The sequence below is a fragment of the Dyella sp. C11 genome, assembly GCF_003121485.1.
In the GTDB taxonomy this organism is placed as follows: Bacteria; Pseudomonadota; Gammaproteobacteria; order Xanthomonadales; family Rhodanobacteraceae; genus Dyella.
This window is the reverse complement of record NZ_QAVX01000020.1, coordinates 1-24,555: the sequence shown is the minus strand read 5'-3', so window position 1 is coordinate 24,555 and position 24,555 is coordinate 1. Positions and strand designations below refer to the sequence as shown.

The following is a 24,555-nucleotide window of genomic DNA, read 5'->3' as shown; positions in this document are numbered from 1 at the left end:
GCTTAGCGCCAATGCAGCAGCGTGTCGGCTGAAACACCGACTCGCATGCAGGCGCGGCTGGCGATGCCGTCGTGCAAGGCCATGCGGAATACGGGCGATACCGACCACAAGGCCCGCGCTGCAAGACGCGACTGCGCTCGTTGCAGCGGCGTTCGTTCCAGCAATGCATCCGCCCAGGGTGGCAGCAACGCCGCGCCCGCCTGAAGAAAGACATCCCGGGAAAGCCCGGCCACCGGTACGGGCAGTCGCACGCGATAAAGCACATCAAGCACCGCGCGTGAACGCTCACCGAAGTGCAGCTGCGGACGCACACGACGAAAATAGGCCGTGATCTGTGATTCCGAGGCGGGAACATCGCGAGCGCCGAGCGCCTCCGCAACGCGGCGCGCCTCATCGTAATAACGATCTGCCGCGCCGCCCGGCAGGTTGATGTGGCTGTAGCGCCGATAGCCCTGCAGGAAGCTATAGGCTTCGGTGACATGCACCCATGTCAGCAGTTCCGGATCGTCTGCCACGTATGGACGTCCATCTTCGTCCACGCCCTGCACCTGTGCATGGATATGCTTCACGCGTTCGATCAACTTCGCTGCTTCGCCGGCCGGTGCGTACGTGGTGCCGCTCACGAACGACGTCGTGCGGCGCAGGCGGCCGATCAGGTCTTCGCGGAAATTGGAGTGATCCCATACGCCCGCCAGCGCGCGCGGATGCAGCGTCTGGAGCATCAGCGCCGCCAAGCCGCCCGCGAGCATGCCGGGAAAGTCGGCGTGCACGCGCCAGGTGGCGCTGTCGGGGCCAAACAAACCTGGATCGCCCACCGGATGGTCGTAGTCGACATGCCCGCCGCCGCCGCGCGGAAACGCGCTCAATACCCATCGTCGGATGGGCTCGCGGGCAGGGCGGGTGAGAAGGCTCAAGGGTGACGGCATGCGTGTGAGTGTAGCGCTTGGTTACAAATGCATCCTTTGCATGCGCCAAAAGCCTGTGTTATTCCTTGTCGCCATGACCTTCACTCCCGCCCGCCAGTATTTTTGGTTTTACGGCTATCCGATGCCGCTGGCGGAGGGTTGGTCGCGATTGTCCTAAACGACAAGACACCATTCCCAAAAGGCCGCCAGCCACCACTGGCGGCCTTTTTTATGGGCCGCGAGTGGAAACTCCAAGGAGCTTCTCGTGAACCCTTCCACCGACGATTTACGCATCCGCGCCATCACGCCACTCAGCACGCCGGCCGAGGTGATGCGCGAGAGCGCGGCCAGCGTGCATGCGATGCACACGGTCAGCGCATCGCGACAGGCCCTGCATCGCATTCTCAGCGGCGATGACGACCGGCTGGCCGTTGTCATCGGCCCCTGTTCCATCCACGACACCAGGGCCGCGCTGGAATACGCCGAACGGCTCGTGGCGTTGCGCAAGCAGCATGCGGGTGAGCTGGAGATCGTGATGCGCGTGTATTTTGAAAAGCCCCGCACCACGGTGGGTTGGAAAGGGCTGATCAACGATCCCGATCTCGATGGCAGTTTCCGCATCGACAAGGGTCTGCGCATGGCGCGCGGCTTGCTGCGCGACATCAACGAAATGGGCATGCCGGCCGGCTGCGAGTTCCTGGACATGATCACGCCGCAATACATCGCGGATCTCGTGGCCTGGGGCGCCATTGGTGCGCGCACCACGGAAAGCCAGGTGCATCGCGAACTGGCCTCGGGGCTGTCCTGCCCGGTCGGCTTCAAGAACGGTACGGATGGCAACGTCAAGATCGCCGTGGATGCCGTGAATGCCGCTTCGCAGCCGCATCATTTCATGGCCGTGACCAAGGATGGCCAGACGGCCATTGCGGCTACGACGGGCAACGAGGATTGCCACGTCATCCTGCGTGGCGGCAAAACGCCCAACTACGATGCCGCCAACGTGGACGCCGCGTGCACGGCGATTGCCAAGGGCGGCCAGCCTGCGCGCGTAATGATCGATGCCAGCCACGCCAACAGCAACAAGCAGCCGGAGAACCAGCCGCTCGTCAGCAACGACATCGCCATGCAGCTGTCGGCCGGTGAACATCGCATCGTCGGCGTGATGGTGGAAAGCCATCTCGTCGGCGGCAAGCAGGACCTGGTGGAAGGACAGCCGCTGCGTTACGGCCAAAGCATCACCGATGGCTGCATCGACTGGGCCACGTCAGTTGCCGCGCTTGAAAGCCTTGCCCACGCCGTGCGCGCACGCCGCGCCGCGCGACAGGCAACCAGTGCCGTGCGCAAGGCCTCCGGTTGCTGAGCGTGTGCCGCTCAGCTTTCCAATTGGGCGTCGAGGTTGATCTTCGCCTTGAGCACCTTCGATACCGGGCAGCCTTCCTTGGTGGCCTTGGCGATCTTGTCGAAGGTGGCGGCGTCGATGCCTGGCACCTTGGCACGGCAGGTGAGGTCCACCGTGGTGATGGAAAAACCATCGCCGTCCTTGTCCAGCGTGACCACGGCCTTGGTTTCGATGTGATTGGCGGTGTGTCCGGCCAGTTCGAGTCCAAGCGATAGCGCCATGGTGTAGCAGCCCGCGTGAGCCGCACCCAGGAGTTCCTCGGGATTGGTACCGGGGCCGTCTTCGAACCGCGACTGGAAACCGTATCGTGCGTCGTGCAGAACGCCGGACGCGGTGGATATCGTTCCGGAACCTTCCTTCAAGCCACCTGACCAGGCGGCGGACGCGCTTCTCTTCATGATGGTTTCCCGATGGAAGTGACGGCGAGGCCGGCGGAGCTTGCCAAAACAGTCATCCACGAAATGCGAACGCCAGCGGCCTGCCTCTTCACGCATGGTTCGCTGCCACTTGCTTTACTCTCCGCGCCTTGCTTCATGAGGGCGCGTTTCATGTCTGCCGAGATCAACCACAACCTGCGGGCGCATCGTTTCGAGACCAAAGTTGACGGTGTGCCCTGCGTGCTCGATTACACGCTTGAAGATGGCGTGATGACCATCACCCACACCATCGTTCCTTCAGCGGTAGGCGGCCGCGGTATTGCGTCCAACCTGGTGCGCACCGCGCTGGACACGGCACGCGAAGAACACTGGAAAGTGGACCCGGCCTGTTCGTATTCCGAAATCTGGATGACGCGGCACCCCGAATACCAGGACCTGCACATCTGAACCCAGGGGGCTGCGGAAAGTCGTCGAACTGGCTCTAAGATGCGCCATGCCCGCTTCCGGGCCATGCAGAGAGCATTGCGATGACGAGTTGCCTGACGATCGCCGGGGATCACGCATGAGCGCGAACCACCCGCATGCTCGCGGTTTCATTCCCTTTCGCATACTGCGCGGCCGTCCTCGCCTGATGCTGTCGGGCGCGGTGGCGCTGATCGTGGGCGTGGTGCTGTGGTATTGCCTCGATCTTAAACCGGCCAAGGCCTTGCTGCTGGGGTTTGACCTGGGCGTTGCCGTTTACCTGACGGCGCTCACCATCCTGTTCTGCCGCACCACCTCGCCGGACCTGATGCGCGGCCAGGCCCGCAAGCAGGACACCGGCCGCTGGGGCGTGTTGTGGACCTCGCTGCTGCTCACCGCGTTCGTGTCGCTGGCGTTGACGACCGAAATGGGCGCCGCCAAGGGCGGCGATGCCAAGGCGCTGGTGATCGCTGCCGTCAGCATCGTGCTGTCGTGGCTGTTCTTCAACGTGATGTTTGCCATGCATTATGCGCATGGCTTCTACGGCGATTTCGGCAAGCAGCACGAGGGACTGGATTTCCCGGGCACGAAGGAACCCGACTACTGGGACTTCACGTACTTTGCCGTGGTAATCGGCATGACCTTCCAGGTCTCCGACGTGCAGATCACCAGTCGCTACCTGCGTCGTGTGGCGCTGATGCACAGCGTGATCGCGTTCTTCTTCAACGTGTTCATCATTGCGATCAGCGTGAATATCGCGGCAGGCCTGGCGGGCTGAGGCCCGCCCATCTCAACACCGCCTTCATGCCCGTCATTCCGGCGCAGGCCGGAATCCAGTGGCGACACGCCGTGGTTGTCGCGAAAAGACGAATGGCTGTGCGATATCGCGATAGCCAAGCGCTTCCTCTGCTGGATTCCGGCCTGCGCCGGAATGGCGGGTAGGAGAGGGCGGGCGCGTCAGTCGCGGAAGTTGTCGAACTGCAGCGGCAGTTCCACGTCGGCCTTGCGCAACACGGCCATCGCCAGCTGCAGGTCGTCGCGCTTCTTGCCCGTGACGCGCAGCTTGTCGCCGTTGATCTGCGCCTCGACCTTGAGCTTGGCTTCCTTCAACGATGCCACCAGCTTCTTGGCGATGGCCTGCTCGATGCCCTGCTTGACGGTGATCTTCTGGCGGGAGCCGCCCAGGTTGGTTTCCGGGTCGTCCACTTCCAGCGCGCGAATGTCGATTTTCCGTGAGGTCAGGCGGCCGCGGAGGATGTCCAGCATCTGTTCCAGCTGGAATTCGCTGGGGGCGGTCTGGGTAATCACGAACTTGTCGAGCTCGAACTTCGCATCGGTGCCCTTGAAGTCAAAGCGGCTGGTGAGCTCGCGGTTGGCCTGATCGATGGCGTTGGTCAGCTCGTGCTTGTCGACTTCGGAGATGACGTCAAAAGAGGGCATGGTGGCGGTCCGCGGAAAGGAAGGAACCCAAGTTTAAGCGACGCGGCCTGTTCTTACGCGCGTGATGCCGATCAGCTAGTTATCGCCGCCTATCTGGCCGGGTCGTGAAAGTGGCGGCGAGAAGCGGGTCCGCGGGCATCGACAGGTCAAGCGACGCATGCATCTAAGCAAGCAACAGGCCTGCCTCCATTCCTAGCTTGCTCAGATGCAAATGGTATCGGTATGTAGCTGTTGATCGCAGGTCCGGTATCCGGTTTGCGGCCTTGTCACCCATGATTTCCAAAGAGGAATTTCCCAGCTACTTCGCATTCGACGTACCTGAACCCTGGAGCCTCCGAGTTCCAGTGAATGATTCCATTGGATAGTTCGGTGGATATGCATTCGTGATGAATGCGGGCAGGCATGACGTTCAGGCGGTCGCATGAGCCTGCTTTTGTGAGAAGAGACGTCGAAAAGAGGATGAGGGACCTTTGTCGAAGACCGGGAAAATGTCGATTCGTTCTTGCGGTTCAGTTATGAGATATCTCTCATTGTTGAGTGGTCGCGCGCTGCTTATCGTCGTTGGCTCATTCGACTTTTTGGTACGCAAACATGTTTTGGTGGATTGCGCTGGGCGTCGCCGTTGCGGCGGTGATCGGAATTTGCGTTCTGGTGAAGCTCGAAACGCGGTCTCGACGAAAGGATCAAGCCACGCTGGCCCAACATCCTGAGCACGAGCAGCTGCTGTGCTTCGGTGCGCTCATGGGGCATCGCAATAATGAGCCCACTCGCCTCCTGTTGAGAGAGGGCGAATACAAGGTGTCTTATAGCGTGTCTCCTGATGACATTCGCGAGTGTCTCGCGGAAGCCTGGGACATAACGGATGCGCAATCGGCGCGCAACACGCTTCATGAACTGATTGTCGAAGGGCGTCGAGCGAGCTTTGACGTTGAGTTCCGTCGCCTGCAACAGGGCGAAAGCCTGTCTGACTTGACCTCCTTCAACGGTGAAGATTACTTACGCTGGAAGAACGTCAAAGCAACGTGGATCGAAGCGGGCCTTACTCTTAGTGACAATCTCTCCATGGCGGCGTTTGACTATGAACGCATAGCATGGGTTGCCCGCAGCAGTTTCCACGTGGGGTATCTGAGCGAGCAGGAAGTCTGGCGGTGCCTCGCCTGGGTGGCGGCGCAATCAGTCTGCCAGTTCGAGTCATGGCAGAACTATGCGGCATCGTACGTATTGGGCCGCGCGGCAACCTATAGCGGCGAATCGTATGCGGCTGATGGTGTGACGGCGGCCAAACATCTACTTTTCGAGAACGACAGATGGCTTGATCGCCCAAGTCTTTGGCAGGACTATCCCCTGGCAAATATCCGTGCACCTCAGGCGCTTCTGGCCCCCCTTGTCGAGAGCAAATCCACGTCAATCCAGGACCAGTTGCTCGGCCTGGGTGCATTGTCTGCATGGGGGCGTGGGCAGCGCGTCGATGAACTGGCTATCCGTCCCCATCGCGAGGGTGTCGCGGAAACTTGGTTGGCCGACAGCTGGAACGTGGCGGACTGCGCCTCCGCGGTTACCATGCTCGACTGGCTTGTGGAGAAGGGCAGTCGGCTGGAAGAGGAGGCCTCTTTCAGGCACGCCGTGAGCGGTGTAGGTACTCACCAGGTCGACGAGCCGAGCGCAATTCAGCTTGTTCAACTGAGGCACGCCAAGAGAGCCTTGTCGGAGGCTTGGGTGGATAGCGCCCTTGTTGCTGGCTGCCGAACCATGCTGGCCTACGATCTGGAGCTTGCGGCGTATGTGGCACGCGTGGCATGTGCCGTGGGTTACCTCAACGAAGAAAATGCCGGGGCGTTCCTTCGCCGCATGGCAATCCAGGCGCGTGCGGCGTTCGATACTTGGGAAGACTACCTGGTGTCGTTCGTGCTCGGGCACGCATTTTTCAACAACGACATGGATTATCTCCAGCGTTTGATTCGCGGTGGCCTAGTATTGAGCCGGTTGGTAAGCCCTTTTGAGGGATATCAGTCCCCTTGGCAACGCGTTGCCATAAAATCGCTGCCAGTACTGCATTCCGTCAGGAGCACGGATACTCCGGAAACGCGGATCGGCGCATGATCCTCGCCCGTTTGAATCGGGGGATCCCTTGGCTGCCCTCAATTCGAAACGCAGGGAGGGCCTGATGGCTTGGGCACTCTATTGCTAGCGTTGATTCTCCGCTAACAAGTTCAGGAGCGGTAACGTTGTGCGGGCCTGGCAGGGTAGGGAAGCTATTTTAGCGGTACACCCCTTCCTGACGGATAATGCGCGTTCATCGGAACGAAACCAGGTCATGACGGCGGTGCGCGCGTGAAAGTGGATGTACTCATTGTCGGTGCCGGCGCCGCCGGGCTGATGTGCGCCATCGTGGCCGGCCAGCGCGGCCGCAGCGTGTTGGTGGTGGATCATGCCAACAAGGTGGGCAAGAAGATCCTGATGTCGGGCGGCGGGCGCTGCAATTTCACCAACATGGGCGTTACGCCGGCCTGTTATCTCTCGGCCAACCCTCATTTCGCGAAGTCCGCGCTGGCGCGCTACACGCCGTGGGATTTCATCGCGATGGTGGAGAAGCACCGCATCGCGTATCACGAAAAGGAACTGGGCCAGCTGTTCTGCGACGAGTCGTCCAAGCTCATCGTGCGCATGCTGCTGGACGAATGTGCGCAAGCTGGGGTACGCATCGAAACCAGCTGCGGCGTGCAGCGCGTGCGGCGCGTGGATGAAGGCTTCAACGTGCTCACCTCGCGCGGGGAAGTGCACGCGCAGTCGCTCGTTGTCGCCACGGGCGGCCTGTCCATTCCCACCATGGGCGCCACGGGGTTCGGCTATGAATTGGCGCGCCAGTTCGGACATGCGGTGCTGCCCACGCGTGCGGGCCTGGTCCCGCTCACGCTGAGTGGCAAGCATCAGGAGCGTTACCAGGATCTCGCGGGCGTGGCGTTGCCAATGGTGGAGGCGCGTGTCGGCAAGCAGTCCTTCCGCGCCGGCATGTTGTTCACGCATCGCGGCATCAGCGGGCCGTCCATCCTGCAGATTTCCTCCTACTGGCAACCGGGCGATGACCTGCGCATCGACCTGTCGCCCACGCTTGATCTGGGCAATTGGCTGGTGGAACAACGCGGCGCGCGGCCTGCTGCCGAATTGAAGAACGTGCTGGGTGATGCGTTGCCGCGTCGCCTTGCGCAGCGCCTGTGCGAGTTGTGGTTTGAAAGCAAACCCATGCGCCAGTATCGCGAGGCCGAACTCAAGAACATCGGCGAGCAACTGCACGACTGGCCCGTGGTTGCCAGTGGTACTGAAGGCTATCGCACCGCGGAAGTCACGCTCGGTGGCGTGGACACCGATGGCGTGTCGTCGTCCACCATGCAATCGATACTCGTACCTGGCCTGTATTTCGTGGGCGAAGTGGTCGACGTCCCGGGTTGGCTGGGCGGCTACAACTTCCAGTGGGCGTGGGCATCCGGGCATGCCGCTGGCGAAGTGGTGTGAGTTTTTTCGCGCGGGTTGAACACACGGCGTGATCCACTGGGCGCGTTTTGTTTTGTGGAGATAGCGTCAATGAAGGTAGGTTTTATCGGTCTGGGCGCCATGGGCAGTGCCATGGCGAGCAACCTCATCAAGGCTGGTCATGAAGTCACGGTGTGGAATCGTTCCCCCGGGCCGACCGAGCCGTTGGTATCGCTGGGCGCCAAGGTGGTGAAGACGGCGGACCGCGCCGCGCAAGGTGATGTGTTGTTCAGCATGCTGGCCAACGACCAGGCGGTACGTGCCGTGTTTTTCGATGACGGCCTGATCGATGGCATGGACAAGGGCACCGTCCACGTCAATCACGCCACCATTTCGGTGGCGCTGGCACGCGAGTTGGTAGAAGCGCACGCCAGCCGCGGACTCGACTACCTTGCCGCGCCCGTGTTCGGCCGCCCCGACGTGGCAGCCGCGGGCAAGTTGAACATTCTCGCGGCGGGCAAGCCGCATGTGCTTGTTCGCGTCCGTTCGCTGCTCGAAGCCATGGGCAGTCGCATCTGGCCCCTGGGCGAAGCGCCCGAGCGCGCCAACGTGGTGAAGATCGCCGGCAATTTCATGCTTGGCGCCGCCATCGAGAGCATGGCCGAGGCATCCGCGCTGGCGCGTGCGCACGGCGTCAGTGCGGCCGATTTCCTTGAGGTGATGACGAGCTCGCTGTTCGCTGCGCCGGCCTACCAGGGTTACGCGAAGTTGATCGCGGAATCGCGCTACACGCCGGCCGGTTTTGCGTTGCCGCTGGGCTACAAGGACATCGGCCTGGCGCTGGCCGCCGCTGATGCCGAACGCGTGCCGTTACCGCTTGCCGGCGTGTTGCGAGACAGCCTGCTCGAGGCACTGTCTGCCGGTGACGAAGACGTGGACTGGGCCATCATGGCGCAGGTGGCCGCGCGCCGGGCGCATCTGGACGAACGCAAGCTCTGACTTCATGTGGGAGCGCACCCTGTGCGCGACGGCAAGTCCGCAGTCGCGCACAGGGTGCGCTCCCACAAGGACTATTAGGGCGTGCAATCAGCGCGACTGGCGGAACTTCACCAGCCAGCGATCCAACTGGTTTGCGAACGCCTGCTTGTCGCGGGGATGGAACGCGGCAGGGCCGCCGGTATCCACGCCCGCGCCACGCAACTCATCCATGAAGTTCCGCATGGAAAGTCGCTGCGCGATGGTGTCGGGCGTGTAGAGCTCGCCACGGGGATGCACGGCCAGTGCGCCCTTGGCGATCACCGCGGCGGCCAGCGGAATGTCCTGAGTCACCACCAGATCGCCGGCAGCAACGCGTTCGACGATCTCGTTGTCCGCCACGTCGAAGCCGCCGGGCACCTGGATGGCACGCACGAAACGCGACGGCGGCGTGCGCAGGTACTGGTTGGCAACCAGCGTCACCTGCACCTGTTCACGCTCGGCGGCCCGGAAGAGCACCTCCTTGATGGCCGTCGGGCAGGCATCGGCGTCCACCCAGATTTGCGGCCGTGTGCTCAATCGTAATTACGCCAGTGGAGCGTGCCGTCGATGATGGTGTTGGTGTGGCCGCCGATCCACACCGTGTCGCCGTCGATGCGCACGGTAAGGCTGGCATCGTGGCCGATTTCCCGGCCCTGGCTCACCACGTAGCCATGTGCCAGCGGGCCATCGGGTTCGGCATGGGCGATGTAGGCGGCGATGAGGCCATTCGCGGCGCCGGAGGCAGGATCTTCCACGATGCCCACGCCCGCCGGCAGCGCGCGCACCACCAACTGGTAATCCGGGTGCGAACTGCGCGCGAAGGCACACAGGCCCATGCTGTCGGTGGCCTTGGCCAGCGCGCCGATGGCGCCGTGGTCAGGCTTCCATTGGCGCAGCGAGGCTTCGTCCGCGCATTCGGCGAGCCACCAGTGACGTCCGCCCGATACAAAGGCCGGCGGCAACTTGCCCAGTCCGATGCCGGCCAGCGCATCGTCGATAAGCGGGTGGGCGTCCCGGCCGGTTTTCTCGACCAGGGAGCGGGGTGATTTCAACAGCAACTGTCGCGCGTCGCCTTCGCCTTCCACACGGATCGGCAGCACGCCAGCGCCGCATTCCTGCCAGAGCACGCCGTCCACCGGTTCGGCCAGTCCACACAGCAGCACGGCGTGCGCGCTGCCGATGCTGGGATGTCCCGCGAAGGGAATTTCCTTGTGGGGCGTAAAGATACGCACGCGATAGCTGGCGCCGGGCTGGCTGGGCGGCAGCAGGAACGTGGTCTCGACGAGGTTCGTCCAGCGGGCAAAGGCTTGCATGCGAGCGTCTGTCCAGCCGGTGGCATCGGTGACGACGCCCAGGTGGTTGCCGCCGCCGGCTGTGGCGGCAAAGACGTCCAGATGCAGGTAACGGATCGACATGGAGAGGTGCCTGGGGCGTGGGGAAACGCGGGGAAGTCGCGGATGATAGTGCGGAATGCCGCGCCGCGCTTGGACTTTCCGGCTGACCGCATGGTCGACAAGTGGCGGCTGCACCGCCAAGATGCGGGCTCTTTTCACCGCATCCTGCCTGGTACGGAACACATGGTCACCCTGATCATCATCGCCATCACCGCCGTCGTCTCGTTCATGGCGTTCAACAACGCCCGCCTGATGAATGATCTGATCCTGTGGCCGCCGGCCATCACGCGCAGCCGCGAATACCACCGCCTGGTGACCTACGGGGTGGTGCACGCCGATTTCGGCCACCTGCTGTTCAACATGATCACGCTGTTCTTTTTCGGTCGCGCCATGGAGGGTTTCTTCACGCGCGAACTGGGCCCGCTGGGCTTTGCGTTGTTCTACATCTCGGCGTTGGTGGTCTCGATCTTGCCGACCTATGCCAAGAACCGCCGCAACCCGAACTACCGCAGCCTGGGTGCATCGGGTGCGGTGTCGGCAGTGTTGTTTTCCTTCATCCTGCTGGCACCGTGGACGCGCATCTACGTGTTCGTGATTCCGGTGCCGGCGATCATCTACGCCTTGTTGTACGTGGGCTATTCCATCTACATGGATCGCAGCGGGCAGGACAACGTCAACCACAGTGCGCATTTGTGGGGCGCGGCGTTTGGCGTGCTGTTTACGCTGGCTATTCGTCCCGCGGTGTTCTTCCATTTTCTGTCGGAGCTTTCGCAACCGAGCTTTTAAGTGCGCGGGGGTGTTGCAGAACGGCGGTTTTGCTCACCCTTGATACATCTTTGCGGTGTTACTAAACGTTTTAGCCTGGCGTGATGGGGGCGTTGGGCGACATCGACCACCGCAGGAGTGAAGACGCATGGCAACGAAGCGCAAGCCGGCCGCGAAGAAATCCTCGGCCAAGAAAACAGCCACTCGCAAGTCCACTGCCAAAAAATCCACTGCCAAGAAAGCCACCGCGCGCAAGCGCGCAGCAACCCGCACCGTTCGCAAGACCGCCGCGCGCAAGGTAGCCACGCGCAAGTCGGCAACCCGCAAGGCAACCGCGAAGAAGTCGGCCACTCGCAAGACCGCCGCTCGCAAGAGCACGGCGCGGAAGTCGCCGGCACGCAAGACCGCAGCGAAGAAGACTACCGCCAGGAAGACCACCGCCAAGAAGACCACGGCTCGCAAGGCCGCGACCAAGCGGGCGGCTCCCCGCAAGACCGCAAAGAAGGCGACGGCGAAAAAAAGCGCGGTGAAGAAGACTGCGCGCAAGCGGGCCACTGCCAAGAAGACCGCGAAGAAATCCGCCACCCGCAAGGCGGCCACCAAACACGCCACACCTCGCAAGGCCGCCACCGCGACACGCAAGGTGGCGACGAAGAAGGCGTCCGCCGCACCGCGTACCCGGACCGCAACGACGAAGGCCCGTCCCCGCAAGGTCGCCCGCAAGCACATTACGCCGCAGGAAGCGGTGGAACACATCCAGGCCTTGCTTGAGGCCAAGCAGGAACGGGTACGCCAGGGGCCGACCTGGCCGGGTGCGGATGAACATCCCACCTCCAGCAATGGCGGCCTGGGTGCAGGCGCGAATACCGGTGGCGTTTCCAGTGAAGCCACTTACGGCCACATCCGCCAACCGCCCGAGCGCAACGGCAATAACTGAACGCGCAAACGGGTTCGGGTTTCGGCATGGCTGGCAGGTAAATACTTGCCAGTCATGTCGGTAGCGTTCAGTGCGCACTTAACGCGACAGGTTCAAAGTAAAGGCGTCTTCCCTGAAGGCCTTTCGTCATGAAACGCGTGCTTGCCGGTCTTGCCTTGGCGGTTGCCACCGCAGCGCTATCCGGTTGTTATTACGACCCTGGTTATAGCTATGTTCGCCCTGTCGCCACGGGCGGCGGCGATGCCTATTACGGTACGGGCGTCACCTACTCGGGTGGCTACTATCCCGGTTACTACTACCCCAGCTACGGCTATTACGGCTGCTGTTACGGGCCGGCGATAAGCATTGGCCTGGGCGGCTGGTACGGCGGCGGTTATTACCGCGGCGGGTACTACCGTGGCGGTGGTTATTACCACGGTGGCTACTACCACGGCGGCGGTGGTTATTACCGCGGCGGCCACGGCAGCTGGAGCGGTGGCCACGGTGGCGGCTGGAGCGGTCACGGCCACTGAAATCAGGGCACAATCGCGGCATGAGGTTATCCCGCTTCGTGCCGCTTCCGAATGAAATGTCCAGGCCCATCGCCGTCATGACGATGGGCCTGGTGCTTTCTGCCTGCAGCACCGTCAACTACTACGCGCATGTGGCCAAGGGCCAGGGTGAGCTGGTGGCGAACCGGCGCGACGTGAGCGACGTCATCCGCGACCCTGGCACCGATGAGAAGACGCGGGAGCGCCTGGCGCTCTCGCAGGAAGCGCGGCGGTTTGCTTCAAGCCATCTGGATCTGCCGGACAACCGCAGTTACACCAGCTATGTAAAGCTGGATCGCTCCTACGTGGTGTGGAACGTGTTCGCCACGCCGCGCTTTTCCATCTCTCCCATCCAGCATTGCTTCCCCTTTGCGGGATGCGTGGCGTATCGCGGTTACTTCTCCAAGGACAAGGCCAAGGCTGAGGCGACGCGGCTGGAAGGCGAGGGCAACGACGTCTACGTTGGCGGTGTGCCTGCGTATTCCACGTTGGGTTGGTTTTCCGACCCTATTCTCAGCAGCATGATGCGCTGGGACGACGACGAGCTGGCCGGCACCATCTTCCACGAGCTGGCGCACCAGCTGATCTACGTGAAGGACGACAGCGCCTTCAACGAGTCGTTCGCCAGCTTCGTGCAGGACGAAGGCTTGCGTGAGTGGCGCCAGTCGCGCGGCCTGCCGCCGCAGGACGATCACGAGAAGACCATGGACGACGGCTTCACCTGGCTGGTGATGGACCTTCGCGATCGGCTCAAGAAGCTCTATGCCAGCGGCGTGGATGAAAAGACCATGGCCGAACGCAAGCAGCAGACCATCGAGGATTTCCGTGTGCGCTATGCGCAGTGGCGCGACCTGGATTGGCCGAACGACCATCGCTACGACGCCTGGGTGAACGGGCCGATCAACAACGCCCGGCTGTTGCCGTTCGGCATCTACGATCGATGGACGCCGGTGTTCCTGGCCCTGTTCCGCCATTCGGAAGGGCAGTGGCCTGCCTTCTACGCGAATGTGCGCGAGTTTGCCCGGTTGCCTTACGCGCAGCGTCAGAAATCGTTGCAGCAATGGCTGGACTCGACGGGTCAGCCGACGGTCCCGCCAACGCCCCAGAGCGCGACAGGCAGCCCCTAGGGCTGCGCCTTGTGGGCCGCCATGTAACGCAGGTAGGCGAGCAGGTCGTCCAGCTCCTGGTCGGACAACGCCTTGCGGTCAAAGCCCGGCATGCGTGCCTGCGGCCAGTGGCGCAGGGATTGCGGGTCGCGGATGTAGGCGCGGAACAGATCCTCGCGCAGGTATTCGGTCGGACTGTGCGGAATATTGAGGTCTGGTCCCAGTTTCGCGTCGCCCTGGCCGTTGAGCGTATGGCACGCGAAACAGGTGTGCTGGAACACCACGAAGCCGCGCTGGACAGGACTGCCGGGGGCCTGGGATGCATCGGGCACGATGGCCGGAAAGCGCTGGGCGACCGGCGCCTGACGATGGATCGAGGCCAGCTGGAACGGCCATTGTTCCGAGGTGATCTTCATGGCGTCCGGATTCGTCCACACCACGTAGAAGGGGCCGGCGTCTCCCTTGATCTCGGCCAGCGTCGGCCACGGGCGGGCCGGGTCTTCAACCGCGAGCCATGCTTCGGAACCTTTTGCCCGCACGATCAGGGCGGCCGGAATCTGCGCGGCGAAGCCGTCGGAGGCAACGAACTGGAGTGTGTCGTCCGGCGAGGCACCGTCGAGCAAGGCCTTCAGCGGCACGGCGCGATAGCGCATCGGGCGCTTGAACGACACATCCGCCGGAATGCGGATGACTTGAACGTCGCCACGGGCCAGCAGTTGCGCCGTGGTGTAGGTCTTTGGTCCATGCCCCAGGTCAACGATGAGCTCGGCTGCGTGCAAGGGCAGGGCGCTGCACAGGGCGATCAGGCACAACAGTCGCGGCAGGCGGGGCATCGTTGGGTCCGGCGTGGGGAAGGCGCCGATTGTAGGCATGCCGGGCCAGCTTGCCGAAACCTGAACGAAACTCGGGAGGCGCTTGAACTCTATCCGCGCCGGCCACACTAACTCATCGTATCGCCGTGACGGCGACAAGAAGTGGTACAGCACCAACGTGCCACTGAGGGGTCGGTCCTTTTCCCCTCTTTGTTATGGACCAGGCCTGACAAAACCCCGGTAGTCCCTCCCCTGACTACCGGGGTTTTTATTGTCCGGCGTTTGGCGAAACTCGCCGAGGCGAGGGCAGGGCGAGGATAATCGGCAAACTCCCCGAGGCGCGTGAGCGACCGATGATCGTAACTTCCCTGTTGGACACCGACCTGTACAAGTTCTCGATGATGCAGGTGGTGTTGCACCACTATCCTGCGGCGCAGGTCGAATACAAATTCAAATGCCGCAACCCGGGCATCGACCTGGTTCCGTACATCGACGAGATCACACGCGAACTGCACGGCCTGTGCTCGCTGCGGTTTACGCCCGAAGAGCTGGATTACCTGCGCAGCTGGCGCTTCATCAAGAGCGACTTCGTGGATTTCCTGGGCCTGTTCCAGCTCAACGCGAAGTACGTGGAGATCTACCCCGCGCAGGACGGCCCCGGCGAAATTGAGATACGCATTCGCGGCCCCTGGCTGCACACCATCCTTTTTGAAGTGCCGTTGCTGGCGATCATCAACGAGGTGTATTTCCGCAATACGCAGCCTGCGCTGGATCTTTCCGAAGGTCGCCGCCGGCTGCGCGAGAAGATCGCCCTGTTGCGCGACACCGAGGGCTACAGCGACTGCAAGATTGCCGACTACGGTACGCGTCGCCGCTTCTCCCGTGCGTGGCATGAGGAAGTGGTCACCACGCTGCGCGAAGGCCTTGGCAGGCAGCTGGCGGGCACCAGCAACGTCTGGCTGGCGTGGAAGCTTGGCCTGACGCCGCTGGGCACGCTGGCGCACGAATACCTGCAGGCACATCAGGCACTCGGTCCACGGCTGCGCGATTCGCAGGTGGCGGCGCTGGAAGCCTGGGCCAAGGAATATCGCGGCGATCTCGGCATCGCACTGTCGGATGTCTATGGACTCAGCGCCTTCCTGCGCGATTTCGACATGTATTTCTGCAAGCTGTTCGATGGCACGCGGCACGATTCCGGCGACCCCTTCGCCTGGGGCGAGCGTGTGCTGGCGCACTACCGCGCCAATCGTGTCGATCCGCGCAGCAAGGTGCTGGTGTTCAGCGATGGCCTGGATATTCCCAAGGTCATGCAGCTTTACGAGCATTTCCATGGCCGTTGCCAGCTGGCTTTTGGCGTGGGTACCAACCTCACCAACGATGTGGGCCCCGAGCCGTTGCAGATCGTCATCAAGATGATCCGCTGCAATGGCCAACCGGTGGCGAAGATCAGCGACACACCCGGCAAGAACATGTGCGACGACAACGCTTACGTCACCTACCTGCGGCAGGTGTTCGAAATTCCCGTCGAGCAGGAAAAGCTGCCTTGCTGAAACAAAAAAAGGAGCGCGTGATGCGCTCCTTTTTTTCTCGCACGAACCGTGGAAATCAGAACGCCGGCAACACCGCGCCCTGATACTTCTGCTCGATGAACGCCTTGATCTCCGGGCTGGTCAGCGCCTTGGCCAGCTTCTGGATGCGCGGATCGTCCTTGTTGTCCGGACGTGCGACAAGGTAGTTCACGTACGGCGAATCCTTGTCTTCGATCAGCAGCGCGTCCTTGGTCGGATTGAGGCCGGCAGCCAACGCATAGTTGGTGTTGATGAGCGCCAGATCCACTTCGTCCAGCGTGCGCGGCAGCATGGCGGCTTCCAGCTCACGCAGTTTCAGGTGCTTCGGATTGGCCGTGATGTCCTTTTGCGTGGACAACTCGTTGCTCGGGTCCTTCAGCGTGATGATGCCGTGCTTGGCAAGCAGCAGCAGCGCACGGCTGTTGTTGCTGGGGTCGTTGGGCAGCGTCACCGTGGCGCCGTCAGGCAGCTGGTCGATGGACTTCAATTTGCGCGAATAGGCGCCGAATGGCTCGATGTGCACGCCCGTCACGATGGTGAGGTTGGTGCCGCGCTCGCGGTTGAATGCATCGAGATACGGCTTGGTCTGGAAGTAGTTGGCATCCACCGACTTCTCCAGCACCTGCACGTTGGGCTGCACGTAGTCGGCGAATACCTTGATTTCCAGATCCACGCCTTCCTTCGCAAGGATGGGCTTCACCTGCTTGAGGATTTCCGCGTGTGGTACGGCAGTGGCTGCCACCACGAGCTTCTGGCTGCCAGCGTCGCCGCCACTGTTGGACGACGATGAGCAGCCGGCCAGGATGAGTGCGGCGGAAAAAATGGCTATGAGCTTATTCATCGTCGTTATATGGGCTAAACGCTTGATGCGGTGCACAAGAATAGCCGTCCATACCGCCGGATGCAAAAGCCTTGATCTCAGTGCCGTGTATACCGCGCCACGATGCGATCGCCGGCCATTTGCAGCAGCTGCACCAGCACGATCAACAGGATGACCGTGACCACCATGTAGTCCGATTTGTAGCTGAGATAACCATATCGATAGGCCAGGTCGCCCAGGCCACCGGCGCCAATCGCGCCGCCCATGGCCGTGTAACCCACCAGTGCAATGGCCGTGACCGTGGTGCCTGCGATCAACCCACCGCGCGCCTCGGGCAGCAGCACATGGCGCACGATCTGCCATGTGGTGGCGCCCATCGCCTGGCTGGCCTCGATCACACCGCGTTGCACTTCGCGCAGCGCGGTTTCCACCAGACGCGCGAAGAACGGTGCGGCACCGATCACCAGTGGTGGAATCGCACCTCGGATGCCAAGCTTGGTGCCCACCAGCACATAGGTCAGCGGCATCAGCACGATCATCAGGATGATGAAGGGAATCGAACGCAGGATGTTCACCAGCAGCGATAGCACGGCGTAAAGCCGCGGCATGGCGCGCAGCTGGCCCTTGCCCGTGAGGTACAGCAGCACACCCAGCGGCAGGCCGAGCACCACCGTTAGCAACAACGAACCACCCAGCATCAGCAGCGTGTCGATACACGCGTGACCGATCTCGCTCCAGTCGTCGATGTTGGGGAAGAGGGATTGCAAGGGGCCGCTCATGCGCGGTTCTCCGGCGGAGTGATGTCTTCGATTTCGATGCCGGCCTCGCGCAGGGTCGCCAACGCATCGTCCACGCGTTCGCCCTGCATGGCGAGCGTGAGCTGGCCGTAAGGCAGGTCCTTGATGCGATCGATGCGGCCGGCAAGGATGTTGAAATCCACGTTCGTTTCGCGCGCAACACGTCCCAGCGCCGGTGTCCACGTCGCTTCGCCGCGGAACGACAGGCGCAGGATGCGTCCCGGCACATGTGCGAACGGCATCTGCTCGCCGGCGGCTTCTTCCGGCAACGCTTCGTTGACGAAGCGACGCGTGGTGGCCTGCTGGGGGTGCAGGAACACGTCGGCGACGGCGCCACTTTCCACGATGCGGCCGGCATCAAGCACCGCCACGCGGTCGCATACGCGACGCACCACGTCCATCTCGTGCGTGATCAGCACGATGGTGAGTTTCAGTTCGCGATTGATTTCCGACAGCAGCTCAAGCACGGCCGCCGTGGTCTGCGGGTCGAGCGCGCTGGTGGCCTCGTCGCACAGCAGGATCGACGGGCGATTGGCCAGCGCACGCGCAATGCCCACGCGCTGCTTCTGGCCACCGGAAAGCTGCGACGGGTATTTGTTGGCATGCGCGGTGAGCCCCACGCGCGCCAGCAATTCGTCCACGCGCTGGCCAATCACCGCATTGTCGCGCTCGCCGGCGATTCGCAACGGGAATGCCACATTCTCGGCCACGGTTTGCGAGGCGAGCAGGTTGAAATGCTGGAAGATCATGCCGATGCGTTGGCGCTCGTGGCGCAGCTGCGCTTCGCTCAGCGCCGTCATGTCGGTGTCGCCAATCAGGATGCGACCGCCACTGGGGCGTTCCAGCAGGTTGATCAGACGTATAAGCGTCGATTTGCCCGCGCCCGAATGACCGATGATGCCGAACACCTCGCCATCGGCAATGTCGAGACTGAAGGGTTGCAGTGCAGGGACGTCCCTGCCGTCGACACGGTAGGACTTGTGCACATCCTGAAATCTGATCACGGGGTACCTTCGGGGCCGGGGAGGCGTGAGTGCTGCCGGCGAGACCGGCCGGAGGCAAGCATAAGGCACGCGGGCCTTTGGGTGGGGCTACGCGCGCTGCGTCAACCGGCCTAGACTGGTCGCCTTTCCACGAGGAACTTCACCATGACCTCCGTCTACGACTTCTCCGCCCGCGACATTGACGGCAACGAGCGCTCGCTTGCCGAATTCCGCGACAAGACGCTGCTGATCGTCAACGTGGCTTCCAAGTGCGGCTTCACCCCGCAATACACGGGGCTGGAAGCGCTCTGGCGCGCCGACAAGGACAAGGGCCTGGTGGTGCTGGGCTTTCCCTGCGACCAGTTTGGCCATCAGGAACCGGGTGACGAAGCGGAAATACGCAACTTCTGCTCGACGAGCTACGACGTGAGCTTCCCCATGTTCGCCAAGATCGAAGTCAACGGCGACGGCACACATCCGCTCTACAAGTGGCTGAAGAGCGAAGGCAAGGGCATCCTGGGCAGCGAGTCGATCAAATGGAACTTCACCAAGTTCCTTGTCGACAGCAAGGGCCAGGTGGTGAAGCGTTATGCGCCCACCGATACGCCGGAGAAAATCGGCAAGGACCTGAAAGCTCAGTTGGCTGGATGATTCGCTACGGTGGGTGCGGCTGAAGCGGAGCCGGCGGGTGAACGCGGACCCGCCAGCAGCACGGCGATCTGATCGATGTCCTTGGTGGCGCTGGGCGCACCTTCGGGCGGGCTGTAGTTGTTGAGCATGATGGCGAAAGCAAGTCGTTCGCCATCGCTCGCGGTGACATAACCGGCCAGGCAGTGCACGAAGCTCATGCTGCCGGTTTTGGCATGCACGTTGTTTTCCGCGGGCGTGTTGCGCATGCGCCATTGCAGCGTGCCATCGATGCCGGCAATCGGCAGTGCTTCGACCAGTGCCGGGCCGTAGGGCTGGCCGGCAAGGTAGACGAGCAATCGCGCCATGGCGTTGGGCGTGGCCAGGTTGCGTCGCGACAGGCCCGTGCCTTCTTCGATCTGGCTGGCCGCGGGCGTAATGCCGATTTGCTCAAGCAGCTGGTGCATGGCGCGAATGCCCCAGCGCTCACTGGTGACAAAGCCCGCGCTGCCTTCGCGCTGCTCGGTATCCGCTTGCGCCTTGACGCCGGAAAGCAGCAGCAGATTTTGCAGGTAGAGATTCTGCGAGCGCTTCAGGCCGCGCTCCAGGATCTCGCCCACGGGTGGCGAAAGCACTTCGGCGAGCGTGCGCGGCTGGGCTGGCAGAAACGTGTCGCGGCGAGGCCAGTGCACGGTAAGCAGTTTGCCGTCGAGTTGGATGCCGTGGCGGAGCAGCGCTTCCTGCAACTGGCGCCCCGCGAACTGTGCTGGATCGGGCAGGGCAAGCTTGTAGTTCTGCGGGGGTGCCTTCGCCGCGATGTTGCCGAACGCGTAGAGCACGCCATCGCCCGGTGCGCGGTACAGGTTCACGTCGCTGCGCGTGCGCTGTGCACTGGTGACGATCTCGTTGGCCACCGTAGGCATGGCTTCGGCGGGTTCGAAGCGCAACTCGGCCGGGGCACCGTTGCCGATGCCTGGCGTCACGGTCACGTCCACCTGGTTTTCGCTCACGCTGAGCGCCGTCGCCGGCACCGCGAACCAGCTTTGCAGGTCGGTGGCCTCCCATCCGCTGCCCATGCTCGGGCTGGCGAAATACGTCGTATCGGCGATCAGGTCGCCATGGATGCGATGAAGCCCCTGGTTTGCCAGTTGCTCGGCGAGCTGGTCGGCCCAGTGCAGCGTGGCCGCGTCGACGCCCAGCGTCGGATCGCCCATGCCGTAGAGGATCAGCGGGCCTTCCAGCCGGCCATTGCGGATATCACCGCCAGCCAGCACACGCGTGGGGATGCGGAAGTTCGGCCCCAGTTCGTTGAGCGTCACGGCCGCCGTGAAGAGCTTGGCGGTCGACGCCGGCTGGAACAGCTGGTCCGCGTGGTGGCTGTATACCGTTCGCCCCGTGCTGAGCGAAATCACCGCGATGCCCCAGTCCGCTCCGGCGAAACGCGGCTGGCTGATCAGGCTGTCGATCTGCGCGCCCAAGGGTGCTGTCACCGGCGCCTGCGCTGGTGAAGCCGCGGTTTGCGGGGGAGGCGATGAGGCCTGGGCCGCCAGCGCGGACGCTGCCACCGTCACGCCGAAAAACACGGCAGTACAACGGCATAGCAGGCGGTTCGGCAGGCTCATGGGTGAAGTATCGCCAATCCGCGGGGCTGGCGCCTAGCCGGCACCGTCACGGGTGGTCTGTTAATCTTGCTCATTCGTGCCGGCCCTTGCAGGCACTCCTTCCCCATTCGAGACCATCATGCAGATCGCCAACAACTCCGTCGTTTCCTTCCATTACACGCTGACCGATGACAACGGCCAGGTCCTCGACAGCTCGCAGGGTCGCGAGCCGCTGGTGTACCTGCAGGGCGTTGGCCAGATCGTCCCGGGCCTGGAAAAGGCGATGGAAGGCCGTCAGGTCGGCGACCAGTTCAAGGTTGATGTGATTCCGGAAGAAGGCTACGGCGTGCGTCACGACGAGCTCGTGCAGGAAGTGCCGCGCGAGGCTTTCCAGGGCGTGGAAGACATCCAGCCGGGCATGCAGTTCCAGGGTCGCGGTCCGCAGGGCGTGATCAACGTCACCGTGACCAAGGTGGAAGACGGCAAGGTGCACATCGACGGCAACCATCCGCTCGCCGGCCAGACGCTGCACTTCGACGTGGAAGTGACCGAAGTGCGCCCGGCCAGCGAAGAAGAGCTTTCGCACGGTCACGTGCACGGTGAAGGCGGCCATCACCACTAAGCGTATGGCGCAAGCGGGCGGTGGCGCGCGCGCCTTCGCCCGCCACGCAAGGCATGATGCCTTGCCCCAGGCCGGGTCCACGGCCTGGCTCGACAAGGAGATGTCATGCGAGAAAAACTGCGCGTCGCCATCGTTGGCTATGGCGTCGCCGGTCAAGCCAGCTGCCTGTTCCTCCATGCTGCCGGACATGATCTTGCTGTTTTCGAGCAAGCGGCTGCGCCCGGTCCGGTAGGCGCCGGCTTTCTGCTTCAACCCACGGGACTTTCCGTGCTGGCCCGGCTGGGCTTGCACGAGCAGGCGTTGGCGCGAGGTCAACGTATCGAGCGCCTTTACGGCTGCAATCTCGCCGGCCGCGCCGTGATGGACATGCGGTATGCCGATCACGCGCCCGATTGCTTCGGCCTGGGCATGACGCGTGGCGCGCTGTTCTCCCTGCTGCACGACGCTTATGCGCGGCGCGATGCCGTCGTCACGGGCACGCGCATCCATGCCCTGGCTGACGATGGTCAACACCTGATCGACCAGGCGGGCAACCGGCATGGCCCCTTTGATCTGGTGATCGCCGCTGATGGCGCGCATTCCGTGCTGCGCAGGCAACCGGGTCTGATCCAGCGCGAACGGGTCTATCCGTGGGGCGCCATGTGGTGCCTGTTGCCCGCGGCGAATTGGCCGCATGCCGATGTACTTCATCAGCGCTACGCCGGCACGCGCGAGATGGCGGGACTGCTGCCGGTGGGGCAGCGCGATGCGTCGGATGATCGATGGCTGACCTTCTACTACAGCCTTCCAGGCGAGCAGGTGGATGCGTTCGATGATGACGCGTTGCACCGCTTGCGCCGTCGCTTTGGGGACATGTGGCCCGATGCCCGGCATTTGCTGGAGGGCATCGAATCATCCACGCAATTGCATCGTGCACGTTACCGGGATGTGGTGCTACGCCATTCGTCGCACGGTCGCGTGGTGTTCGTGGGGGACTCGGCGCATGCCATGAGCCCGCAGCTCGGCCAGGGCGTGAACATGGCGCTTCTCGATGCGCAGGCACTGGCCGAGGCGTTGGCGGGCAACGATGACGTGGCGTCCGGTCTCGCTGCCTACCATCGGCTCAGGCGAACGCATGTGGGCATCTACCAGCGACTGAGTCGTTGGTTGACGCCACTGTTCCAATCGGATCATCAGGCATTGTCGGGCATGCGCGACCGCTGCTTTGGGCCGTTGGGCCGCATGCCCGTGGCGCGCGGACAGATGCTGCGCATCCTGACCGGCACCAAGCGCAGCTGGTGGTAACCGCGATCAATACCAGTCGAGCAGCGACACGCCTATGCCGAGATACGTGGCGTTGTGGTTGTAGTCGATCATGCTTTCGCCGTAGCCCTTGAACAGTTCCATGTAACCGCGCAGGTTGCCGATGACCGGGAAGGACCAGGTGAACTGGGCCGCGCCGTGGCTTTCGCTGCCGCCGCGCAGGGAGTGGCGAAGCATCAGGCCGAACTCCTGGCCATTCCACTCGTGGATGATCTGCATGTCGGCTCGACCCATGTAGTTGTCGATGTCCGGATTGTTGTCGTCGGTGCCACCTTCGGGAATGCGCCACCAAGGACGGAACATGATGGTCCACGTGGGCCGTTCGAAACCGATGTAACCCATCACGCGATTCCAGCTGCGCGACAACGGATCGGACTGGCCGTTGGACTGGTGGTTGATGCCGATGCCGAGCAGTCGGCCATCCCAGCCGGCCAGCTCGTAGTTCGTGTTGAACATCAACATCACCTCAGGCTCGTAATCGGTCTCGCGGAAGGGACGCGATTCTTCCTTGTTGTAGACCTGCCAGCGGGACGATTGCGTGTAAGCCGCCCACAAGTCGCCTTCGTCACCGAACACGCCCTGCCACAACTTGGTCTTCAGGCTGATCTGGAACTTCGCCTCGATGTTGTCCAGTTCTTGTGGCTGATCGACGGTGTTCAGCGGATTGGGACTGGTCGGCAACCGGTTCTGATTACTGCTGGCAAAGAACGGCAACACGGTGACGGGTTTGTAGCCACGTAGGTTGAACGTGCCGAGTTTGCTTTCGGGTGACAGCTCCCAGCGGCTGTCGAGCAGCGAAAGTGGTTTTACTTCTGGCGCCGTTGCGGCCACCGACGTCGTCGATGCGTTGTTCGCACCCTTGGCCGTTTCATGGCCGAACATGTTGTTCGACGATGCGCTGGTGGGTGCTTGCGTGGTGTCGTCCGACTTTTTCTGCGCCGCTGGCAGATTGTCGCGACCGGTGGCTTTGTCGTAGCAGGCCAGTCGCTGCGAATCGGTTTCGATGGCCGTGCACGCGCGAATATCCATCGGGCTGGGATTTTGCGCGTGGGCGGCGAGTGCGGGCAGGCCGAGTGTGAGCGACAAGGCTGCCGCGGACTTCAATCGCATGGTGAGGCTCCATCCTGGTCGGGCTGGCGATAAGCAACGCTTTGCCGGTGATGGTTTCCATACCAGCCACGCCATGCATCGCACGTGACGACGCGGGCCGCCGTTGCCGGCGACCCGCGTCGAGGGGTGTTGCATGTTACTGGTTATGGTTCAACCAGGCTTCGTACTGTGCCTTGCTCACGCGACCCGCGTGACCCTTGTCGACATAATTCCAGTCGTTGGCGAGCAGTGGGTACGCCGATGCATCGCTTTCACTGATGTAACGCTTGCCGTTGGCCAGCTGCTCGAAGCTGGGCGCAGGTCCGGCGTTCACCGGCGGCACGCTGGAATTGATCGTCACCTGCTGGCCAGCCGTATTGGTCTGTGCCTGCGTACCGCCCGGGGGCGGCGGAGGCGTGGGCTGCGTGGCCGGCATCACCTGCGTCGGCGGCGGCGGTGTCTGCGACGTCGGCATCGCGTCCGTCGGTTGCGGCGGCGGAGGCGGTGGCGTGTCGGTGTGGCGGAGCTGCGCGC

General features: G+C 62.7%; 26 protein-coding genes. 14 read left to right on the top strand and 12 right to left on the bottom strand.

Annotated features, from left to right (window positions below; translation table 11 throughout):
• Window positions 1-2 precede the first annotated feature (2 nt).
• A complete protein-coding gene (locus tag DK366_RS16825; RefSeq protein ID WP_109126727.1) occupies window positions 3-926 on the bottom strand; it encodes an oxygenase MpaB family protein in 924 nt (307 codons plus the stop codon).
• A 244-nt stretch (window positions 927-1,170) separates the two neighbouring features.
• On the opposite strand from DK366_RS16825, the gene DK366_RS16820 reads away from it, so the two are divergent.
• Window positions 1,171-2,265, top strand: coding sequence for a 3-deoxy-7-phosphoheptulonate synthase (locus DK366_RS16820; RefSeq protein ID WP_109126726.1), 1,095 nt, complete (start codon window positions 1,171-1,173; stop codon window positions 2,263-2,265).
• A gap of 11 nt (window positions 2,266-2,276) precedes the next feature.
• Here DK366_RS16820 and DK366_RS16815 read toward each other — a convergent pair whose 3' ends face one another.
• Window positions 2,277-2,702 (bottom strand): OsmC family protein, encoded by a 426-nt coding sequence (locus DK366_RS16815; protein ID WP_109126790.1) that lies wholly within the window; start codon window positions 2,700-2,702, stop codon window positions 2,277-2,279.
• Between the two features lie 150 nt (window positions 2,703-2,852).
• Between DK366_RS16815 and DK366_RS16810 the strand changes: the two genes are divergently transcribed.
• Complete coding sequence (locus DK366_RS16810; RefSeq protein ID WP_109126725.1) at window positions 2,853-3,128, top strand: GNAT family N-acetyltransferase; 276 nt, start codon at window positions 2,853-2,855, stop codon at window positions 3,126-3,128.
• Between the two features lie 115 nt (window positions 3,129-3,243).
• Window positions 3,244-3,921, top strand: coding sequence for a DUF1345 domain-containing protein (locus DK366_RS16805; protein WP_109126724.1), 678 nt, complete (start codon window positions 3,244-3,246; stop codon window positions 3,919-3,921).
• Between the two features lie 179 nt (window positions 3,922-4,100).
• On the opposite strand, the gene DK366_RS16800 is transcribed toward DK366_RS16805, so the two are convergent.
• Window positions 4,101-4,583 (bottom strand): YajQ family cyclic di-GMP-binding protein, encoded by a 483-nt coding sequence (locus DK366_RS16800; RefSeq protein ID WP_109126723.1) that lies wholly within the window; start codon window positions 4,581-4,583, stop codon window positions 4,101-4,103.
• Window positions 4,584-5,174: 591 nt separating this feature from the next.
• Here DK366_RS16800 and DK366_RS16795 point away from each other — a divergent pair.
• The 3 genes from DK366_RS16795 to DK366_RS16785 all read left to right on the top strand — a co-directional run bounded on the left by DK366_RS16795 (window position 5,175) and on the right by DK366_RS16785 (window position 9,050).
• Window positions 5,175-6,683, top strand: a complete 1,509-nt coding sequence (locus tag DK366_RS16795) for a DUF1266 domain-containing protein (protein WP_109126722.1) — start codon at window positions 5,175-5,177, stop codon at window positions 6,681-6,683.
• 231 nt (window positions 6,684-6,914) lie between these two features.
• Entirely contained in the window at window positions 6,915-8,093 is a 1,179-nt protein-coding gene (locus tag DK366_RS16790; RefSeq protein ID WP_109126721.1) for an NAD(P)/FAD-dependent oxidoreductase, read from the top strand.
• Window positions 8,094-8,147: 54 nt separating this feature from the next.
• Window positions 8,148-9,050, top strand: coding sequence for an NAD(P)-dependent oxidoreductase (locus tag DK366_RS16785; RefSeq protein ID WP_255412605.1), 903 nt, complete (start codon window positions 8,148-8,150; stop codon window positions 9,048-9,050).
• 87 nt (window positions 9,051-9,137) lie between these two features.
• Here DK366_RS16785 and DK366_RS16780 read toward each other — a convergent pair whose 3' ends face one another.
• Both DK366_RS16780 and DK366_RS16775 read right to left on the bottom strand, forming a co-directional pair.
• Entirely contained in the window at window positions 9,138-9,605 is a 468-nt protein-coding gene (locus DK366_RS16780; protein WP_109126719.1) for a YaiI/YqxD family protein, read from the bottom strand.
• Window positions 9,602-10,483 (bottom strand): PhzF family phenazine biosynthesis protein, encoded by an 882-nt coding sequence (locus DK366_RS16775; protein ID WP_109126718.1) that lies wholly within the window; start codon window positions 10,481-10,483, stop codon window positions 9,602-9,604. The genes DK366_RS16780 and DK366_RS16775 overlap by 4 nt, the downstream gene beginning before the upstream one ends.
• Window positions 10,484-10,645: 162 nt before the next feature.
• On the opposite strand from DK366_RS16775, the gene DK366_RS16770 reads away from it, so the two are divergent.
• From DK366_RS16770 to DK366_RS16755, 4 genes are all read left to right on the top strand, one after another.
• Window positions 10,646-11,248, top strand: a complete 603-nt coding sequence (locus tag DK366_RS16770; protein ID WP_109126789.1) for a rhomboid family intramembrane serine protease — start codon at window positions 10,646-10,648, stop codon at window positions 11,246-11,248.
• Window positions 11,249-11,375: 127 nt separating this feature from the next.
• On the top strand, window positions 11,376-12,164 hold the full coding sequence (locus DK366_RS16765) for a histone H1-like repetitive region-containing protein (RefSeq protein WP_109126717.1): 789 nt from the start codon (window positions 11,376-11,378) through the stop codon (window positions 12,162-12,164).
• A 128-nt stretch (window positions 12,165-12,292) separates the two neighbouring features.
• A complete protein-coding gene (locus DK366_RS16760; protein WP_109126716.1) occupies window positions 12,293-12,676 on the top strand; it encodes a hypothetical protein in 384 nt (127 codons plus the stop codon).
• Between the two features lie 56 nt (window positions 12,677-12,732).
• Entirely contained in the window at window positions 12,733-13,821 is a 1,089-nt protein-coding gene (locus DK366_RS16755) for an aminopeptidase (RefSeq protein ID WP_232821090.1), read from the top strand.
• On the opposite strand, the gene DK366_RS16750 is transcribed toward DK366_RS16755, so the two are convergent.
• Window positions 13,818-14,633 carry a cytochrome c gene (locus DK366_RS16750; protein ID WP_109126715.1) on the bottom strand — a complete coding sequence of 272 codons (816 nt, stop codon included), beginning with the start codon at window positions 14,631-14,633 and terminating at the stop codon, window positions 13,818-13,820. The genes DK366_RS16755 and DK366_RS16750 overlap by 4 nt on opposite strands.
• Before the next feature lie 332 nt (window positions 14,634-14,965).
• Here DK366_RS16750 and pncB point away from each other — a divergent pair, with 332 nt between their 5' ends.
• The gene (gene pncB, locus DK366_RS16745) at window positions 14,966-16,162 is read left to right on the top strand and encodes a nicotinate phosphoribosyltransferase (protein WP_109126714.1); all 1,197 of its coding nucleotides are present in this window, start codon (window positions 14,966-14,968) and stop codon (window positions 16,160-16,162) included.
• Window positions 16,163-16,217: 55 nt separating this feature from the next.
• On the opposite strand, the gene DK366_RS16740 is transcribed toward pncB, so the two are convergent.
• The 3 genes from DK366_RS16740 to DK366_RS16730 form a co-directional block, all read right to left on the bottom strand.
• Complete coding sequence (locus DK366_RS16740) at window positions 16,218-17,021, bottom strand: MetQ/NlpA family ABC transporter substrate-binding protein (protein ID WP_109126713.1); 804 nt, start codon at window positions 17,019-17,021, stop codon at window positions 16,218-16,220.
• Window positions 17,022-17,098: 77 nt separating this feature from the next.
• Entirely contained in the window at window positions 17,099-17,779 is a 681-nt protein-coding gene (locus tag DK366_RS16735) for a methionine ABC transporter permease (protein WP_109126712.1), read from the bottom strand.
• Window positions 17,776-18,801, bottom strand: a complete 1,026-nt coding sequence (locus DK366_RS16730; RefSeq protein ID WP_109126711.1) for a methionine ABC transporter ATP-binding protein — start codon at window positions 18,799-18,801, stop codon at window positions 17,776-17,778. The genes DK366_RS16735 and DK366_RS16730 overlap by 4 nt, the downstream gene beginning before the upstream one ends.
• 144 nt (window positions 18,802-18,945) lie before the next feature.
• Between DK366_RS16730 and DK366_RS16725 the strand changes: the two genes are divergently transcribed.
• Complete coding sequence (locus tag DK366_RS16725; RefSeq protein ID WP_109126710.1) at window positions 18,946-19,431, top strand: glutathione peroxidase; 486 nt, start codon at window positions 18,946-18,948, stop codon at window positions 19,429-19,431.
• Here the strand turns inward: DK366_RS16725 and dacB are convergent.
• A complete protein-coding gene (gene dacB, locus DK366_RS16720) occupies window positions 19,416-21,029 on the bottom strand; it encodes a D-alanyl-D-alanine carboxypeptidase/D-alanyl-D-alanine-endopeptidase (RefSeq protein ID WP_109126709.1) in 1,614 nt (537 codons plus the stop codon). The two genes, DK366_RS16725 and dacB, sit on opposite strands and share 16 nt — an antisense overlap.
• Before the next feature lie 118 nt (window positions 21,030-21,147).
• Between dacB and DK366_RS16715 the strand changes: the two genes are divergently transcribed.
• Window positions 21,148-21,630: a peptidylprolyl isomerase gene (locus tag DK366_RS16715; protein WP_109126708.1), complete on the top strand. Its 483-nt coding sequence runs from the start codon at window positions 21,148-21,150 to the stop codon at window positions 21,628-21,630.
• Window positions 21,631-21,735: 105 nt separating this feature from the next.
• On the top strand, window positions 21,736-22,914 hold the full coding sequence (locus tag DK366_RS16710) for an NAD(P)/FAD-dependent oxidoreductase (protein ID WP_109126707.1): 1,179 nt from the start codon (window positions 21,736-21,738) through the stop codon (window positions 22,912-22,914).
• A 6-nt stretch (window positions 22,915-22,920) separates the two neighbouring features.
• On the opposite strand, the gene DK366_RS16705 is transcribed toward DK366_RS16710, so the two are convergent.
• Both DK366_RS16705 and DK366_RS21745 read right to left on the bottom strand, forming a co-directional pair.
• The gene (locus DK366_RS16705; protein WP_109126706.1) at window positions 22,921-24,042 is read right to left on the bottom strand and encodes a phospholipase A; all 1,122 of its coding nucleotides are present in this window, start codon (window positions 24,040-24,042) and stop codon (window positions 22,921-22,923) included.
• 136 nt (window positions 24,043-24,178) lie between these two features.
• Window positions 24,179-24,555: hypothetical protein (locus DK366_RS21745; RefSeq protein WP_109126705.1), on the bottom strand; the 377-nt coding region annotated here is incomplete at its 5' end.